The 16,302-nt window shown below is 37.7% G+C and carries 14 protein-coding genes and 1 pseudogene; 13 read left to right on the plus strand and 2 right to left on the minus strand.

Annotated elements, in window-relative coordinates:
* Positions 1–49: 49 nt before the first annotated feature.
* Entirely contained in the window at positions 50–190 is a 141-nt protein-coding gene (locus AC22ZQ_RS05645) for a hypothetical protein (protein WP_318957810.1), read from the plus strand.
* A gap of 162 nt (positions 191–352) precedes the next feature.
* On the opposite strand, the gene AC22ZQ_RS05650 is transcribed toward AC22ZQ_RS05645, so the two are convergent.
* Complete coding sequence (locus tag AC22ZQ_RS05650) at positions 353–1,801, minus strand: T9SS type A sorting domain-containing protein (protein ID WP_318957811.1); 1,449 nt, start codon at positions 1,799–1,801, stop codon at positions 353–355.
* A gap of 185 nt (positions 1,802–1,986) precedes the next feature.
* On the opposite strand from AC22ZQ_RS05650, the gene AC22ZQ_RS05655 reads away from it, so the two are divergent.
* The 12 genes from AC22ZQ_RS05655 (at position 1,987) to AC22ZQ_RS05710 (ending at position 15,965) form a co-directional block, all read left to right on the plus strand.
* Positions 1,987–3,888, plus strand: coding sequence for a S9 family peptidase (locus AC22ZQ_RS05655; protein WP_318957812.1), 1,902 nt, complete (start codon positions 1,987–1,989; stop codon positions 3,886–3,888).
* A 253-nt stretch (positions 3,889–4,141) separates the two neighbouring features.
* Entirely contained in the window at positions 4,142–5,278 is a 1,137-nt protein-coding gene (locus AC22ZQ_RS05660; RefSeq protein ID WP_318957813.1) for a PepSY-associated TM helix domain-containing protein, read from the plus strand.
* A gap of 274 nt (positions 5,279–5,552) precedes the next feature.
* Positions 5,553–6,980, plus strand: a complete 1,428-nt coding sequence (locus tag AC22ZQ_RS05665; protein WP_318957814.1) for an MATE family efflux transporter — start codon at positions 5,553–5,555, stop codon at positions 6,978–6,980.
* A 99-nt stretch (positions 6,981–7,079) separates the two neighbouring features.
* Positions 7,080–8,291 (plus strand): Nramp family divalent metal transporter, encoded by a 1,212-nt coding sequence (locus tag AC22ZQ_RS05670; RefSeq protein WP_318957815.1) that lies wholly within the window; start codon positions 7,080–7,082, stop codon positions 8,289–8,291.
* A gap of 1 nt (position 8,292) precedes the next feature.
* Positions 8,293–9,036 (plus strand): 5-oxoprolinase subunit PxpA, encoded by a 744-nt coding sequence (gene pxpA / locus AC22ZQ_RS05675; RefSeq protein WP_318957816.1) that lies wholly within the window; start codon positions 8,293–8,295, stop codon positions 9,034–9,036.
* Positions 9,033–9,749, plus strand: a complete 717-nt coding sequence (locus tag AC22ZQ_RS05680) for a 5-oxoprolinase subunit B family protein (RefSeq protein WP_318957817.1) — start codon at positions 9,033–9,035, stop codon at positions 9,747–9,749. Before pxpA ends, AC22ZQ_RS05680 begins: the two co-directional genes overlap by 4 nt.
* Positions 9,743–10,585 (plus strand): 5-oxoprolinase subunit C family protein, encoded by an 843-nt coding sequence (locus AC22ZQ_RS05685; RefSeq protein WP_318957818.1) that lies wholly within the window; start codon positions 9,743–9,745, stop codon positions 10,583–10,585. The genes AC22ZQ_RS05680 and AC22ZQ_RS05685 overlap by 7 nt, the downstream gene beginning before the upstream one ends.
* 9 nt (positions 10,586–10,594) lie before the next feature.
* The gene (locus AC22ZQ_RS05690) at positions 10,595–11,104 is read left to right on the plus strand and encodes a histidine phosphatase family protein (RefSeq protein WP_318957819.1); all 510 of its coding nucleotides are present in this window, start codon (positions 10,595–10,597) and stop codon (positions 11,102–11,104) included.
* An 18-nt stretch (positions 11,105–11,122) separates the two neighbouring features.
* A complete protein-coding gene (locus tag AC22ZQ_RS05695) occupies positions 11,123–11,803 on the plus strand; it encodes a hypothetical protein (protein WP_318957820.1) in 681 nt (226 codons plus the stop codon).
* A gap of 1,949 nt (positions 11,804–13,752) precedes the next feature.
* Positions 13,753–14,424 carry a hypothetical protein gene (locus AC22ZQ_RS05700; protein WP_318957821.1) on the plus strand — a complete coding sequence of 224 codons (672 nt, stop codon included), beginning with the start codon at positions 13,753–13,755 and terminating at the stop codon, positions 14,422–14,424.
* Positions 14,425–14,560: 136 nt separating this feature from the next.
* Positions 14,561–15,331: a sensor histidine kinase gene (locus AC22ZQ_RS05705; protein ID WP_318957822.1), complete on the plus strand. Its 771-nt coding sequence runs from the start codon at positions 14,561–14,563 to the stop codon at positions 15,329–15,331.
* A complete protein-coding gene (locus AC22ZQ_RS05710) occupies positions 15,318–15,965 on the plus strand; it encodes a response regulator transcription factor (RefSeq protein ID WP_318957823.1) in 648 nt (215 codons plus the stop codon). Before AC22ZQ_RS05705 ends, AC22ZQ_RS05710 begins: the two co-directional genes overlap by 14 nt.
* A gap of 10 nt (positions 15,966–15,975) precedes the next feature.
* Here the strand turns inward: AC22ZQ_RS05710 and AC22ZQ_RS05715 are convergent.
* Positions 15,976–16,302, minus strand: a pseudogene (locus AC22ZQ_RS05715) (oxygen-independent coproporphyrinogen III oxidase); the annotation flags it as partial.

Genomic DNA, 16,302 nt, shown 5'->3' on the forward strand with positions numbered 1-16,302 from the left:
CCAGCTTTAGAAAAAGGTACATATATCTTGCGTTTCAAAGATATAAGTGATGCAAGTTGGAGTATCAATTTTATGGTGGATTAAAAATCAAACAGGGACAGCAATGGCAGCTTTGCGTTGTGAACATTTAGTTGACTTTGCTGCACGCTTACGACCACCGGAAGTGAACGTGCAGCTTAAGTCTACTTGATGTTTAAAACGTGAACTATAGTGTATGGCCCGGCTGTTTGCCAGTTTGAAATTCAATAAATGATTTTTATCCTCCTTCTCAAACCTTTAAATCTCTTCCAAATTCTTGGAAATAAAAAAACCTAAAAGCTTAGTTCCGGGGTTTTTATGTGTACTAAAAGATTTATTGTTTCACAAAACGTTGGGTAGTATGTTGACCGTTATCGAAAGTAATTCGGATGAGGTAAACGCCTGGGTTGAAGTCATGAACATCCAGGTTACTTTGTTGGTTATTGATCTCTTTTGTTTGAATCAAAGCCCCCGTAGTACTGTAAATATTTATGCTTGCTATTCTCTCGTTACTTGAAAGTTCGAGCAAATCTGTTACTGGGTTGGGCGCTAGTTTTACGGCTATTAATTGCGCCTCACTTACATTAGCAGCGACATAAGTTCCGTAGGTGTTATTGCCAACACGTGCGAAAATTAGTTTGACCTCGGCACTTACTCCCATGGTTCCATCATAGGTTGTTTTTTCTCTGTGAACCTGACCATAAGGTGCCATGTAGGTGTAATTTTCAAACAGAACCTGATATAATTCAAAGGCAGGGAAACAGTCACATGAATCACAATAATCTCCGTAAATGAAATCAGACATTTCCATTCCATTGCCTGTTAGGGTTTCAAATTGAACTTCACCCACGTCATATTTTTTCATGTATTCGAAATAGTTCGAAGGGTAAGTGGTAAGTGCTTCTCCTTTTTTGAATTTAATCACAGGGGGATAGGTTATATTATATACGAATCCACCAGGATTATAGGTGTATAAGTCGTTATAAATTGAAATGAATACGCTATCAGTGGTTTCAACTCTATTGGTTACAGTTACTGTATTTATAGCATGGTAAGCTGATTGTGAACTTTGTATACTAGAATATCCAGAATATTGTAGTGTATCTCCTACTTCCCAAGGGTAAACTTCATCATAGGTTGGGGCATAAGATCCGAGGTGACCTTCATTGTCATTTACCTGCCCAAATATTTCATATTCTGACGCATTGATAGGAAAACCCTGAATATCTATAAAACGAACGGCGCCCAAATGTTTAGCAATTTTGATGGGATTTGCGCTATAAGAAGTGGTTACAGCGTTTCCTTGCCCATCATAAGCCACGATGGCGTAAGCTTTAACAGAATCGGTGAAATTGAGAATGTTTTCTTGTGTTTTAGAAATGTATTTGAGGTAATAATCTGTGTTGTTGGTAGTGGTGAATACCGCAGAATCTCCCAAGTTTAAATCAAAGTTAAAAGAGATATTATTATCCATTTCTAGTTCATGAAGTAATTGATTGTAATCTATATTTCTACCCAACCAATTGGATGTAGCTAGGTTTATATCTCCATAGGAACCACATCCCATATCGTTGGGATTTGGAGCTTGCAGAACATCGCTAGCTACTTGGTATTGTTTTATTTCTAATGTAGAGTTGTTGGAGTTCATTTCTTCTGCAAAGAAGAACTTCTCTTCCGTTCCACCCACCGCTTTAAACTTAGTTGGAGAATGAAAAGGAACATAGTCTTGTGCCAGTGCTGCACCCAGTAAAAATAAGGATGTTACTGTAGTTAGTGTTTTCATGTTGCTTGATTTAGTGATGAATATACCTTTCTAAACGTAAGTTTTTCGAATTGAGATGGTAAAATATTTTAAGTAAATATACAGGTCTACTTTTGTAGCGCTTGTTTTTCAATTTTAATTTTTGAATCATGAATTAATAGTATCTTGGCAAACGATATTTCACAAACCTTTCATAGAAAAGAAACATGAAGAAAAGTTTAGTAATGCTTTTTGCAGCTACCCTTGGATTTGGTGCTCAGGCACAACAAGGTATCACTGCAGAGCAATTGATAGAATTGAACCGAGTAGGAGGAATGGGTGTAAATCCCGAGACTTCTGAGCTAATTTATGCTGTATCTAAGGTAGATATTGCAAGTAATAAAAAGAGCACGGAAGTTTTTGGTTTGGACCTTAAAGATGGTGCGAAGAGAAGCATAGAAGATCCTGCTAAGATTTTAGGAGACGCCTCTATTTCTGCAGATGGTAAATACCAAATTGTGGTAAAAGAAGTGAAGCTGGACAAAGTTTTCGGAACAGATTACTACCCAGAATTGAAGGAATCGAACGTTCAGATATACAATGATTTGGATTACAGACACTGGGATACGTGGCAAGACGGAAAATTCAATCACCTTTTCGTAAAGAACTTGGAGACAGGTGAGATGGTGGATATCATGGCTGGTGAAAAGTTCGAATGTCCAACGCAACCTTTCGGAGGTTCAGAAGATTACACGTGGAATGCTGACGGAACCAAAATTTACTACGTATGTAAAAAGTTGTACGGAAAGGAATACGCTGTAAGTACAAACACTGATATTTACGTATACGACATTGCAACTGGAGAGACCTCTAACCTTACGGAAGGAAACATGGGATACGATACCAACCCTATTTTCTCAACTGAAGGAAAGTTAGCCTACTTGCAAATGAAACGCGATGGTTACGAAAGTGATAAAAATGATATCATTTATTTCGATGGAACGACAAAACACAACTTAACGGGTGCTTGGGATGGAACCGTAAATTCTTTTGCATGGTCAGAAGATGAAAAAAGCATCTATTTCGTAGCACCAACAGGAGGTGAGGCGCATTTGTTTAGAATCGATTTACCAGGTAAGAAAAAGATCTTGAATAGACCTGTGCAAATTACAAACGGACAGTTCGATGTTCGTGGTATCGTAGGATGGAATAAGAAAAATCTTTTGGTGATGCGTGGAGATATGAACCACGCTTCTGAAGTTTTCAGTGTGGATGTGAAGTCGGGAGAAATGACACAAATTACCCACGAAAATGATGATCTATACAATTCTATAGGTTTGAGTAAAATCGACAAGCGTATTGTAAAAACTACAGATGGTAAAGACATGGTTACATGGGTGGTTTATCCTCCAGATTTCGATTCTACAAAACAATACCCAACCTTGTTGTACTGTCAAGGTGGACCACAAGGAGCCCTTTCTCAATTCTACTCTTACCGTTGGAATTTCCAATTGATGGCTGCGCAAGGTTACATCGTTGTAGCGCCAAATAGAAGAGGTATGCCAGGTCATGGTGTTGAATGGAATGAACAAATTTCTAAAGATTACGGAGGACAAAACATGAAGGATTACTTAGCAGCTATCGATGATGTTGCCAAAGAATCTTACGTAGATAAAGAGCGTTTAGGATGTATTGGAGCTTCTTATGGAGGTTACTCAGTATTCTATTTAGCGGCCATTCATGAAGGTCGTTTCAAAACCTTCTTAGCACACGATGGTATCTTTAACTGGCAAAGTATGTACGGTACTACAGAAGAGATGTTCTTCGTAAACTGGGACTTAGGTGGCGCTTACTGGGACAAAGACAACGCTGTAGCTCAAAAAGCTTACAACGAATTCAACCCAGCAGATCACGTAGAAAAATGGGACAGTCCAATTATGATTATCCAAGGAGGTTTAGACTTCAGAGTGCCAATTGGACAAGGTTTAGAAGCCTACCAAGCGGCTCAATTGCAAGGTTTAAAAAGTAGGTTGTTGTACTTCCCAGAAGAAAATCACTGGGTACTCGACTACCAAAACTCACTCATCTGGCATACAGAATTCCAGAAATGGTTAAAAGAAACCTTGTAGTTTCTCAAGAATATTCAAAAAAGCGGAGCAGTAATGTTCCGCTTTTTTGTTTTCTACTGCTACAGCGCGATTGTATCGCGTAGTACTTACAATTAATTTGTTTACTCTAGCCATCTAACCGTCTAAAAATCTAACTGTCTAAAAGTCTTTATTGCTATTTAGAATCATTATAAATACCTAACTCTAGGTATTGTTTCCTCCTCCAAAAGCCTCGACTTTTGCGGCATTCGAAAACTAGTAGGGAGAAGAAATAATGAGGAAAGGATTTTTAGTTGTACACAAGTGGCTCGGTTTAATTACTGGAGTTGTTGTATTTATTGTAGCTATAACTGGTTGTTTGTATGCCTTTAAGGAGGAAATTCAAAGTCTGTATCAAGACTACAAGCATGTAGAGCAAACAGATGCCCCTTTCTTAACGCCATCTCAAGTAGCAGACATTGCAGATTCTATCTACCCAGCACAACATATTCATTCCATCAATTATTTAGGGAAAGACAAGGCCCTAGAAGTGATATATTACGAAGGTCATACAGATACTTCTGAGCTCATTTACGATGCGTTTTACGTGCACCCAACCACAGGGGAGGGCATAAAATATGTCGACTTAACCTCCGGCATTTTCCGATTTATTTTAGACGGACATTACTACCTCTGGCTGCCCGAAAAAATAGGTCAAACCATAGTTGCCACCTCAACCCTTATTTTCTTTTTCATGCTTATCACCGGACTCATTCTCTGGTGGCCGAAAAACAAGAATGCGCGTAAACAACGCTTTAAGTTCAAATGGAAAGAAACGACCAAGTGGAAACGTAAAAATTACGACTTACACAACATCCTTGGGTTTTATGTCATCTCCATCGCCATGGTTTTGTGTTTAACCGGTTTGGTTTGGGGCTTTGGTTGGTTTGCTTACGGCAGTTATAAATTGCTGGGGGGTGAAAAATCTATTGTTTACGTAGAACCAGACTCACCATCTTTAAAAGGTCAGGCAGCTTTACCAATCCATGAAATGGAAAACAACATGGATGAAATGTGGCGCCGTATGATGCTGGAATACCCGAATGCCGATAACATAGAAGTGCACGTTCCCCATACAGATTCATCAACGATATACATCTCTATTCAGCCGGATGAAGGCACCCATTACAGAACTGATTACCGCTTTTTTGATCAGAAAACCTTGGAAGAGGTAGAGGTCAATCACCTTTGGGGAAAATACGCTGATGCGGATGCTACGGATAAGTTGTTCAGAATGAATTACGATATACATATTGGAGCCATTGGCGGACTACCCGGTAAAATCATCGCCTTTTTAGCGTCATTGATTATCGCTAGTTTACCCGTTACTGGAACCCTAGTTTGGTGGGGTAAACGCAAGAAAAAGAAATAGTTTTATAGTTGAGTCAAGGGCCTTTCCCCAAGATTCTTGGGGACGGGCTTTCCGCTATAGTCCTCGGCTAAAAAGTAAGGCATGTAGGTTGGTTGCTAAGCTTCTAAAGTCGCTTTGCACCCAAAACATTTCTAAACTTTTTATCTATCGGGCTGCCGCTGCTATCCCTAAGGCGGTTGAATTTTGTGTCAAATCACCTAATGTCTTAAATCAACCAATTTTAGAAGAGAAGAATAGTTAAACCTAGTGCTTTTAAATAGTATTTTTGCAAACAATGAGCAGTACAAACAAAACCGATACGTCTGATAATCAGCCACTCGATAAAAGCTTGGAGAAATCCAATAAAACCAATGAGTTTGGAACGCAACCCCTTGCGAAATTATTGAGTAAACAGGCTATTCCTGCGTCCATTGGTATTCTTGTAATGGCTATTTACGGTATTGTCGATACAATTTTTGTGGGGCACTGGGTAGGAAAATATGCTATCGGTGCAATTACCGTTGTTATGCCTATTCAATTTCTAATGTCCAGTGTAGGTATGGCCATAGGTGTTGGAGGATCCTCCATCATTTCCAGAGCATTCGGAGAAGGGAAGCAGGAAAAAGCGAACCATACTTTTGCGAACATGGTCAGCCTAACAGTAGCTTTTGCCCTTCTGTTTTATATCGGAGGTTCACTCTACATGGAAGAAATCCTTTTGCTTTTTGGAACAGCTGGCAATATAACAGCACCTGCCACAGCTTATTTTGATATACTGCTTTACGGGGTTCCCTTTCTTACCATCGCAATGATGACCAATTCAGTAATTAGAGCTGAAGGTTACCCTAAAATATCCATGATTGTTCTGATTATCCCTGCAGTAATTAACGTTGTTTTAGATCCTATATTAATTGTTTACTTCGATATGGGGATAGAGGGAGCAGCATGGGCCACAACAGTCTCTTTTATTGCTTGTGCCTTATATACTATAGTTTTCTTCTTTTCTACGCGTTCTAAATTGAATTTTAAGGCGAAGCAGATGATATGGAAGGCCAAAATCATTCAAGAAATTGGGTCTATTGGTTCTATAACTTTGGTTCGACAAGGTGCCATCTCTATTTTGGCAATAGTCCTGAACAATTCCTTGGTAGAGTACGGGGGAGACATCGCATTGTCTGTCTATGGTATTGTAAATAGAATTGCCATGTTTGCCTTCTTCCCAATTTTAGGAGTAACCCAAGGATTTTTGCCTATTGTAGGTTTCAACTATGGAGCAAAACTCTTTCAAAGGGTTTCAGATATCATCAGTTTATCCATCAAGTGGGCAACGATTATGGCTTTTATCATTTTTGTACTCATCATGATATTTACGGAGTACATCGTAATGATCTTTACAGCAGATACTTCACTGATTGAAGGAGCAACCTTCGCGATGCGATGGATATTTGCGGCAACCCCATTGGTGGCAATCAATATGTTAATGAGTGGTTATTATCAAGCCGTGGGTAAAGTGATGCCAGCTTTGTTTTTATCCTTGAGTAAACAAATCATTTTCTTGGTGCCATTGGTATTAATATTGCCCTTATTCTGGGGCTTAGATGGTATTTGGTACTCTTTCGTATTTGCAGATGTCTTTACGGCCTTGGTGAGTTATTATTTCTACCGTGTGGTAAAACAAAAGATAGCGGACAATTTGGCCAAGAGAAGCTTAACCCAAGCTTAATTCAAATACAAAGATTGTTGTACTTAACCAACAGCCTCAAGTGAATAACTGATTTCAGAAGTATTCAATACCTCTCCAAACTCTTACTACCTTAGGAGGGTGAACAAACTAATCAATGTATTCAAGGATCTAGGACCTGGTCCTCTGGTTGCTGCTGCTTTTATCGGACCCGGAACGGTTACCGTATGTGCCAAAGCAGGAGTTAACTTTTCCTATGCATTGTTGTGGGCACTTATGCTTTCTGTCTTCATTTGTATTTTGTTTCAAGGAATGGCAGCTCGTTTAGGTGTGGTGAGTCAAAAAGGCTTGGCGCAGGTGATGCGAGAAACGATAACAAATCCCTTTTTGAAATACCTCGTATTAGGAATTAGCATTGCTGCAATTATTGTAGGTAATGCCGCTTACGAAGGAGGAAACATCACCGGCGGGAGCATGGGACTAGAAAGTGTTTTTGGTTCTTTTACCCAGGATGTCGGACCCTTTCAATTCAATTTTTATAGTCTTGTTCTGGGAGGAATCGCTTTGTTTTTGTTGAGTTTGAAAAGTTTCGTTCGTGTAGAGCGCTTACTACTTACACTCGTCATATTAATGAGTTTAGCCTTCATTTCAACAGCATTAATATCAGATATTCAATGGTCAGAATTCTTGGCTGGACTCTTCACTTTTGAGCAACCTCAAGATAGTTTCCTAACGGTCATTGCACTTATCGGAACCACCGTTGTTCCGTACAATTTGTTCCTACATGCATCTCTTGCCGCTAAAAAATGGAAGGGAGAAGAAGGTCTTGTGAAAAGTAAAAGAGATGTGGTAATCGCCATGATTTTAGGGGGGCTAGTTTCGATGGCCATTGTAGTAAGTGCTGCAGAAAGTGGTTTGCAAGAATTACTATCTCCCGATCAACTGGCTTCCTCCTTAGCGCCTCTCTACGGAGATATTGCGCAATATTTATTGGCGTTTGGTTTGTTTGCTGCCGGACTCACAAGTGCAATCACGGCACCTTTAGCAGCAGGTTTTGTGGCCAAAGGATGTTTCAACTTGAACGAAAAACAAGAAAAGGCTGTAGCCATATTTGTGCTGCTTATTGGAGTAACATTATCGAGTTTAGGACTCAAACCTTTGGATTTAATACAATTTGCACAAGTAGCCAATGCCATCGTTTTACCCCTTATAGCGGTGGTTTTGCTATGGATGATGAACAATAAATCAATACTCGGTAACGCAAGGAATACAATTACACAAAACATTTTAGGCGGATTGGTCATTCTCTTCGCTTTTGGAATGAGTATAAAAAGCATATACACACTATTTTAAGATGGATTCAGTACACATAGATTTAAATGCAGACGTAGGAGAAGGAATAGAAACTGAGGAGGATTATATGCCTTTTCTAAGTTCATGTAGCATCGCTTGCGGTGGTCATTATGGTGATCATGAAAGTATGCGTAAAAGCATGATGCTCGCCAAACATTTTGGCGTGCGAATAGGAGCCCATCCGTCCTATCCCGATAAAGAAAATTTTGGTCGTAAGGTGATGGAGATAGATTTCTCAGCTTTAGAACAAAGTATCGTGGATCAATTAGAGGCGTTCAAAAGTGTAATGGAGGAGGAAAATATGGAACTTAACCATATCAAGGCGCATGGAGCTCTTTACAACAAGGCAGCAGAAGATGCGGTTACTGCCCATGTTTTTATAGATGCGTGTAACCGTGTTTTTGAGGATTATTTACTTTACGTTCCTTTCAATAGTGTAATGGAAAGTGTAGCGCTAGAAAGAGGTGTTCATTTCATGAATGAAGCTTTCGGGGATAGAGCTTACAATGCATCAGGGTTGTTGGTGAAAAGGTCAAAATCAGGTGCTGTATTGCAAAACCCTTTAGATATACTCATGCAAATTGAAAACATAGCCTTGCATCATCAAGTAAAGACCAAAGGAGGGAAAACCATAGAAATGCAAGGAGAAACGTTCTGTATACATGGAGATAATCCCAATGCGAAAGATGTCTTGCATTATCTCAGAACGGCTTGGGAACAAAATGAACAAATACGAGTGGTATGAAAGTGAATTGCGTGAAATACGGGAGTCATGGTGTCTTGTTAACGTGGCCGGCAGAGATCAAAGAAGAAATCTTGATGGAAGTACTGAGTTTTCAGAGCGCTTTACAAGAGAAATATGCCAAGCGTTTGGCTTTTACGCAAAATGCCTACAACAGTATTTTATTACAATTCAAGGATGAACCTAGCACGGAGGATGAAAAGGAAATTGAGTTTTTCGTCAATGAAAGTGTGCTCAATCATACCCTAAAGAATCGTCAAACTTGGCATATACCTGTTTGCTATGAAAAACCTTATGCTTTAGACATGCCTGAGGTGTGTTTGAAGAATGGTTTGAGTAAGGAAGAGGTGATTACTTTGCACACCTCCCCAACTTACTTGGTTTATTTCATGGGCTTTTTACCGGGTTTTTGTTACCTCGGTGGGTTGAATGAAAAATTACATATAGCAAGGAAGTCCATACCAAGAAAAATTACGCCAAAAGGAGCTGTGGGCTTGGGAGGACAACAAACGGGAATTTACCCTGTAGAATCTCCTGGAGGGTGGAACATCATTGGAAATACACCGGTGGATATGTTACAACTTAACTTGCGTGAAGAAAATGGAATTCAACCGGGTGATTATCTCAAGTTTATACCCGTATCTACCCAAGAATATGAATTCATAAAAAAAGCAGCAGATCAACGAAATTATAAGCTAAAATCTATACCATGCTAACATTTATTAAACCTGGTTTTTATACTTCTGTACAAGATCAAGGCAGGTGGAAATACCGCAATAAAGGTATTCCTACTTCAGGTTGTATGGATGATTTATCTGCTCAAATTGCCAATGCTTTGGTTAATAATAAGGCGGAGGATGCCTTGTTGGAGATTACCCAAATAGGTCCGCACATGCATTTTGATACACCTGCGGTTATTGCATTTTCTGGGGCTCAAGCTGAAGTAAAAATTAACGGTGAAAAAATAGAACTGAACAAAGCCTATCCCATCACAGCAAATACTGAAGTAAAGGTGGGTTATTGTCAGAAAGGTATACGCCTTTATATGGCAATAAAAGGCGGTTTTCAAACACCTGAACACTATGGGAGTAGAAGTTGGTTTGAGGGGGTAACGCAACAATCACGTTGTGTAGCTGGCGACAAATTACCTTACTTAACTCAGGCAAATTTTTTAGACAAATATGGAAATGTTGTGGTAAATGCAGAGTTGTTTTCTGATGAAATAGAGGTTGAGCCGGGTCCTGAATTTTTATTACTTGGAGAGGAGCAACGAGAAGCATTAGTAACACAATCTTTCACTATAGGAAACCAGAACAACCGAATGGGTTATCAGTTAGAGGAAGTGGTGAAACACAATTTACCAGAAATATTATCAAGTCCTGTACTTCCTGGTACTGTGCAATTAACACCATCAGGTAAATTAATTGTGTTAATGAAAGATTCGGCTACAAGTGGAGGATATCCAAGGATACTTCAATTAACTGAACTAGGATGCTCTAAAATTGCACAGAAAAGTACACGCGAGCAATTGCATTTTAAAATGAAATTCTAACTTCATGCTATGAAATTTGTTAAAAAACCTATCATTCTATTCCTTTTACTTTCATTCATAACCTTATCTGCATGTACAAATGAGGAAAGTGGGAAAACTATTTATTTGTTCAGACACGCTGAAAAGGAGTTGACCACCAAGACGGATAACCCACCTCTGACGGATGAAGGTGAAAGACAAGCTGTGCAAATCAGTAATATTTTAAAAGAGGTTGACCTCGAAGAGATTTATACAACGAAATACATTCGAAACTTAAATACTGTTAAACCTTTAATAGATAGCACAGGTGTTCCCGTAAAATATTATAAGTGGGAAGCCTGGGAAGAGGTTGTAGATGAAATAAAGAAAAGTGATGCAAAAGTTATAGCACTTTGCGGTCATGGAGATATTTTGTTACCCATGATAGAAAAATTGGGTGGTGTACGACCACAAGAAACAATTGAAAAAGACGAGTACAAAAAAATATATAACCTACTCCTGCTAGGTAACGATGTTACCGTTCAAACAATCAAATTTTAAATCAATAAATAACCAATTATGGGATTAATTAACTTAGCAACGATTAAACCTCAAGTACAAGATTTCGCTACAAACGGAACAAGTGCAAATTTTTTAGACCCGAACGGAGATAAAATTACAGGTCACATTTTTACGCGCCAGGAATTATATGATGCTTTAGGAACGAGTGCAACAAGTGAGTATTTTATGGTGTCGGCGCTGAGTCCGTACCCAGGAGCTAGCATAGACTTCCTAAATTTAGTATTGTGTAGAGTAGACGGTGGTGTAATTGACATAAATGCATTGTACGTAAGTAGCACAACTCCAATGTCTGGAGCTTTAACTTTTAACACAAATAATGCTACCAATCCAGATGGAAAAACGGTTACGGCCAGGGACTTCACAGATATGTACAACGATTACATCAATGACGCTGATCCAAAACCATTGATTTTAGCTTCTGATGAAAAGGTGAAAGGGTATAACTTTACAAGAGATATGATAGAGGCGTTAGGCCTACAAGACCAACCAACTTCTGAGAATAAGAACGATACCTTTGCGTTCATTCCTATGATAAGACCTGTAGATAGTTTAACCAACAAGCCTTATTTAACCTTTGCTTTGGCTTACGTAAACGATGGTGTAGTATCGGGAGATATCTTTGATTTTGTAGATCCATGTCCTACAGCTTGTAATAATTATCAGACCGTGTTTATTTAGTAATTTATCTATGAGCTGGTGTTTTACACCAGTTCATGTTTTTTTACAAGATTCATTAAGTTGAATTACTTATTTAAAGGGAATGAAGGAAAGAGTATTTTTATTAATTGTTCTAATAATTTTATCGATAGTTTTTTATTTGGATTTAAAAGGTGTACATGTTTATATCTTTTCCTTGAATAACTTCGTGTACCTTCTAACCTTGCTCACGGGAGCCATTATTGGTTTGAATCAATTTAAAAATAAATCCAAAATTATTAAATTGATTACCGTCCTGTTTTCAGGAGTTTTCTTATTCGAATTAGGTGGGATGATAATGACTCATCTAAGGCTGTTTTATTCTTTGTATTATTTTCTGATATTGTTTTTTTTACTGCTACTCCACCACTTCATTTTTAGGCAGTTTTTAGAAAATAATGGGAAGCAAATCAAAAGACTTAACCTACTCTCACTAATCATTACTGGTCTTTCTTTAGTAATAATGCTATCCAATTGGAATTTATCCGGATTTCCATCTATTGCTGTCAGCTTGTTTTGTATTTACGTCATATCGATGTCTCTCTATTTACTGTATCAATTAATAGATGTACCCATTAAAACGCAATTGTGGAGAAATCCTCAATTTTTGTTTTGTGTGTCCTCACTTGTAATGTACTGTATAAAGTTTTGGAATGTGTCTTTTCGTCCCGTTTTACATAAATTACCTATGGAGGTGATGTTAAAGTATAAGTTCCTACTCTTTAATTTCTCCAATTATATCATGGAAATAGCTTATTGTGTATTTGTAATTCTTTTGTTGGTTGGACAAGAGAAACAGGTGAACGCTGAAACGAAAAAGGTCTAATTACTAGTTAAATCGTTCATGAACAAATATCCCGTGTTTATTTGTGAAATAGGGGAGTGTTCTAATGATGAAAATCTGTTAACTTTAAAGAAAACAGTGACTTATGCTGGTTTCAAGAATTCGAAAGTTTAAGATTACCCTACTTATCATTCTATCCATCTTAGCATTAGACTATTTTTTCTTTTACTATTTCGATATCCTCTCGCTACAATACATCATCTATAATCTTATTCTTGTCACGGGCAGTGTTTACGGAATTCGAAACTATAGCAGGTTGTTGAGAATAGGAAGGTTTATTACCATGCTTTTCACAGGTTTGTTTATTCTTGAATTTATGGTGGCCTGTTTTGGGGTTTTTAATATTAGTAATACCCTCAACTACTTATTAATTACACTGTTTTTAACGGTGATTAATTATTTCATTTTTGGCATTTATCTCAATTTCAACCCTAAGAATACCAAAATATACAACTGGATTACCCTTGGAATGCTCTTCGTCATTATTGTGAACCCCATTTATTTGAATAAAGTACATGTATTCCCCTTTTTCTCGGTAGCATTCTTTTGTATATACGTCATTATTCTCTGCTTAGTGAGTTGTATACAATTGATGGAGAGCCCTCATTACCTTGTGCTTTGGAAAAACCCTTTGTTCTTATATACTTTCGCCAATTTGTTAATCTACAGCGTTAATTTTTGGAGTTTGACATTCAGGCCAGTATTGTATCAACTACCCTTGGAAACTTTAATTCGTTACCGGTTACTTCTCTTCGATTTATCCACTATTTGTATGGATATTGCCTACCTTATTCTGCTGTATGTTTTATTCTTAAAGCCGAGAAACTTAGCGCTGGAAAAAGGGTAGAATGCAAAAGGCACTGAAGATCTCCAGTGCCTTAATTTGTGGTTAGTAAAATGCGTATTATATAAGTTCTCAATTATATATGGGGCAAAGATTCTAATTATTAAATAAATCGTTGTAAGGAGACTTCCTGAAATGTAAAGGGGAATTCCCCCTATTAACAGAATGTTTATGCCTGTATTTTTTAATAAAGTGCATGTTCCCAAGTACTACAAGTTACTTTTGCCCTAACCGATAGAAGCAATGGAAGTAAAAACAAGTAATAGTATTACCAAAGAGGAACAAAGACAGGATGCTCAGTATCTGAATACCGAAAGGCAAGATCTGTTTTTTGACTCCTATGGAAATTTCATAAGAGGGTTTTCTTTCACTCGAGAAGATTTGGCAGAAGTTATTGAGCAAACGAATCAGGTTTATTTGAACTTAGAGTTCACTTCAAATTCTGATAAGGGGAGACTAGAAGTGTCTTTGGCTCCCATATCGAATTTAAAAGTTGACGCTGAAAAAAAGAAGTTTCCTACTTTTCCACCGGTTACCTTGCCCATAAGCGAGCAGGCCTTAAAAAGTTGTGATAACACGACGAGTCCTGTGGAAATGAACGACGATTTAAAAGAATGGGTTTTATCTGGAAAGGATGTGTTTACATTGAGAAATGGTGAAACAATAAAAGGGATCAACTTCTTACCTGAACAGCTTTGTTTTGTTGGTTTAGACCAGAAAATTACTTTGGAAAATAAGAATGATTTATTTGTATTCATTCCTGTGCTTGGTCCCATTGTTAACAGTAAAGAACATAGACATTTGAATTTCGCATTAGCAAAGATGAATTCGGGCGTATTGCAGGGGAAATATGTTGGAGCAGGCTTAAGTTGTTCAACTGCCGGGAACAGTTATAAAGTAGAAACGGTCAATTAATAAGAAGAGCTTACTTAAAGAAGGAAAATTCATTTTTCTGTTTATTTTCGAACTTGCTCCTTTTTATAAAATTGCTTGAGTTAATGAATTTTTAACTTGTACAGGTGCTTACTGCTATAGATGATATTAATGTTTTATGTCTGATCAATTTGTAATTATTTTTTCTGTTATCACGGGTACCTTACTGGTTTTCTCATTGTTGGTGTTCATTATTTATTTTATCATCCTTTACAGGAGAAAACAAGAAGTCTTCGAATTGGAACGTGAGCAATTTAAACAAGCAGTACTTCAGGCTGAAATAGAAATGAAGGAGGAGACGCTTACTACCATTTCTAGAGAGTTACATGATAATTTTGGTCAGGTTGCATCTTTGATAAAAATGAACTTGAGTTTGCTGAACAAACACGTAGGTGATGGAGGTAAAGAAAATTTGCAACAGTCCATGGAGCTCATTAAGCAACATATACAAGATATACGTTCTTTGTCGGTAAGTTTAAAAGGGGAGAATTTAAAACGATTTGGGCTATTGGGTATGATTAAAATGGATGTTGACCGTTACGAAAAAGCGGGAGAATTAAAGATCCATTTAGACCTACCCGACGGTGAGGTTAGCTTTGAACAAAACAAGGAGATCTTTATGTACCGAATGGTGCAAGAAATCCTGAACAATGTGATTAAACACGCCGAGGCAACGGAAGTATACATTACCATCGCAGTAGAAAATGGCAAGGACCTAATTCATATAAAAGATAACGGAAAAGGGTTTGTTCTGGATGAGGTAACCCTTGGTTCTGGAATATTAAATATTAAAGAAAGATGTAAATTTATTGGTGGAACATTTGATTTGAAATCGGTTCCAGGTAAAGGTACAACCTATCAAATAAGTATAGAACATGGAGAACATTAATATCGCCGTAGTAGACGATCATAAGCTTTTTAGAAGTGGGTTAGCGAACCTAATTCAAAACATAAATCAAGACTTTAGAGTTGTGTGTGAAGCTGATCATGGCAAGCATTTCTTGGATCAGTTAGAGCGTCAAGAAACTCCAGATTTAGCTTTAGTGGATATCAATATGCCGGTTATGGATGGTTTCCAAACGGTAAAACAATTGAAGGAGTTATATCCAAACATGAAGTTATTGATTGTAACCATGAATGATGATGATACCTCTCTTTTAAAAATGTTGCGTTTAGGTATTAAAGGATATATCTCAAAAGATGTAGACCCAGAAGAATTGGAACGTGCCATATTGGACATGGTAGACAAGGGGTTTCATTATACGGAACAAATGACTTCTCAATTAATAGGAACCATCAATGGGGATAAATCGGAATTAGAAAAGCAGGACGCATTGAACGCGAAAGAATTGCGCTTCATAGAATTAGCTTGCTCCGAAGATACCTACGATAAGATTGCAGATAAGATGTGCTTAAGTGTCAAAACCATAGACAACTACAGAGCTTCTGTATTCGATAAATTAGGCGTAAAATCACGTGTTGGTTTGGTGATGTACGCCATGCAAAACGGATTGTTTATCTAATCATTCTTTTTTAGATCGTAGAACTAAATAACTGCTCCCTTTTTTCGCGTTGGTTAAGTTTCAAATCGAAACACATGCAAACATTGCGAAGAAAGGGTTTTCCTTTTTCAAGGATTTCAAGTTTACCACCTTCGTAAGTAATCAATTCATCGTTTAATAATTCTTGTAATAAAGCTTCATTGACGAAATCACTAGCTGCTATTTCTGCAGGAATAGTTGCATTGTAACGACACATTAAGTCTAAAATGAGTCTACGTACTGTTTCGTCTTCTTCACTTAAGAAATGACCTCTAAAAACAGCAAGCTCTCCCTTGTTGATGGTAGCTTGATAGTCTTC

The sequence above is a fragment of the Lishizhenia sp. genome (genome assembly GCF_057456495.1).

Bases quoted from the DNA above. Each gene is read 5' to 3' on its own strand.
- AC22ZQ_RS05645 (WP_318957810.1), top strand. From the start codon at position 50: ATGCAAGTTGGAGTATCAATTTTATGGTGGATTAAAAATCAAACAGGG.
- AC22ZQ_RS05650 (WP_318957811.1), bottom strand. From the start codon at position 1,801: ATGAAAACACTAACTACAGTAACATCCTTATTTTTACTGGGTGCAGCA.
- AC22ZQ_RS05655 (WP_318957812.1), top strand. From the start codon at position 1,987: ATGAAGAAAAGTTTAGTAATGCTTTTTGCAGCTACCCTTGGATTTGGT.
- AC22ZQ_RS05660 (WP_318957813.1), top strand. From the start codon at position 4,142: ATGAGGAAAGGATTTTTAGTTGTACACAAGTGGCTCGGTTTAATTACT.
- AC22ZQ_RS05665 (WP_318957814.1), top strand. From the start codon at position 5,553: ATGAGCAGTACAAACAAAACCGATACGTCTGATAATCAGCCACTCGAT.
- pxpA (WP_318957816.1), top strand. From the start codon at position 8,293: ATGGATTCAGTACACATAGATTTAAATGCAGACGTAGGAGAAGGAATA.
- AC22ZQ_RS05680 (WP_318957817.1), top strand. From the start codon at position 9,033: ATGAAAGTGAATTGCGTGAAATACGGGAGTCATGGTGTCTTGTTAACG.
- AC22ZQ_RS05685 (WP_318957818.1), top strand. From the start codon at position 9,743: ATGCTAACATTTATTAAACCTGGTTTTTATACTTCTGTACAAGATCAA.
- AC22ZQ_RS05690 (WP_318957819.1), top strand. From the start codon at position 10,595: ATGAAATTTGTTAAAAAACCTATCATTCTATTCCTTTTACTTTCATTC.
- AC22ZQ_RS05695 (WP_318957820.1), top strand. From the start codon at position 11,123: ATGGGATTAATTAACTTAGCAACGATTAAACCTCAAGTACAAGATTTC.
- AC22ZQ_RS05700 (WP_318957821.1), top strand. From the start codon at position 13,753: ATGGAAGTAAAAACAAGTAATAGTATTACCAAAGAGGAACAAAGACAG.
- AC22ZQ_RS05705 (WP_318957822.1), top strand. From the start codon at position 14,561: ATGTCTGATCAATTTGTAATTATTTTTTCTGTTATCACGGGTACCTTA.
- AC22ZQ_RS05710 (WP_318957823.1), top strand. From the start codon at position 15,318: ATGGAGAACATTAATATCGCCGTAGTAGACGATCATAAGCTTTTTAGA.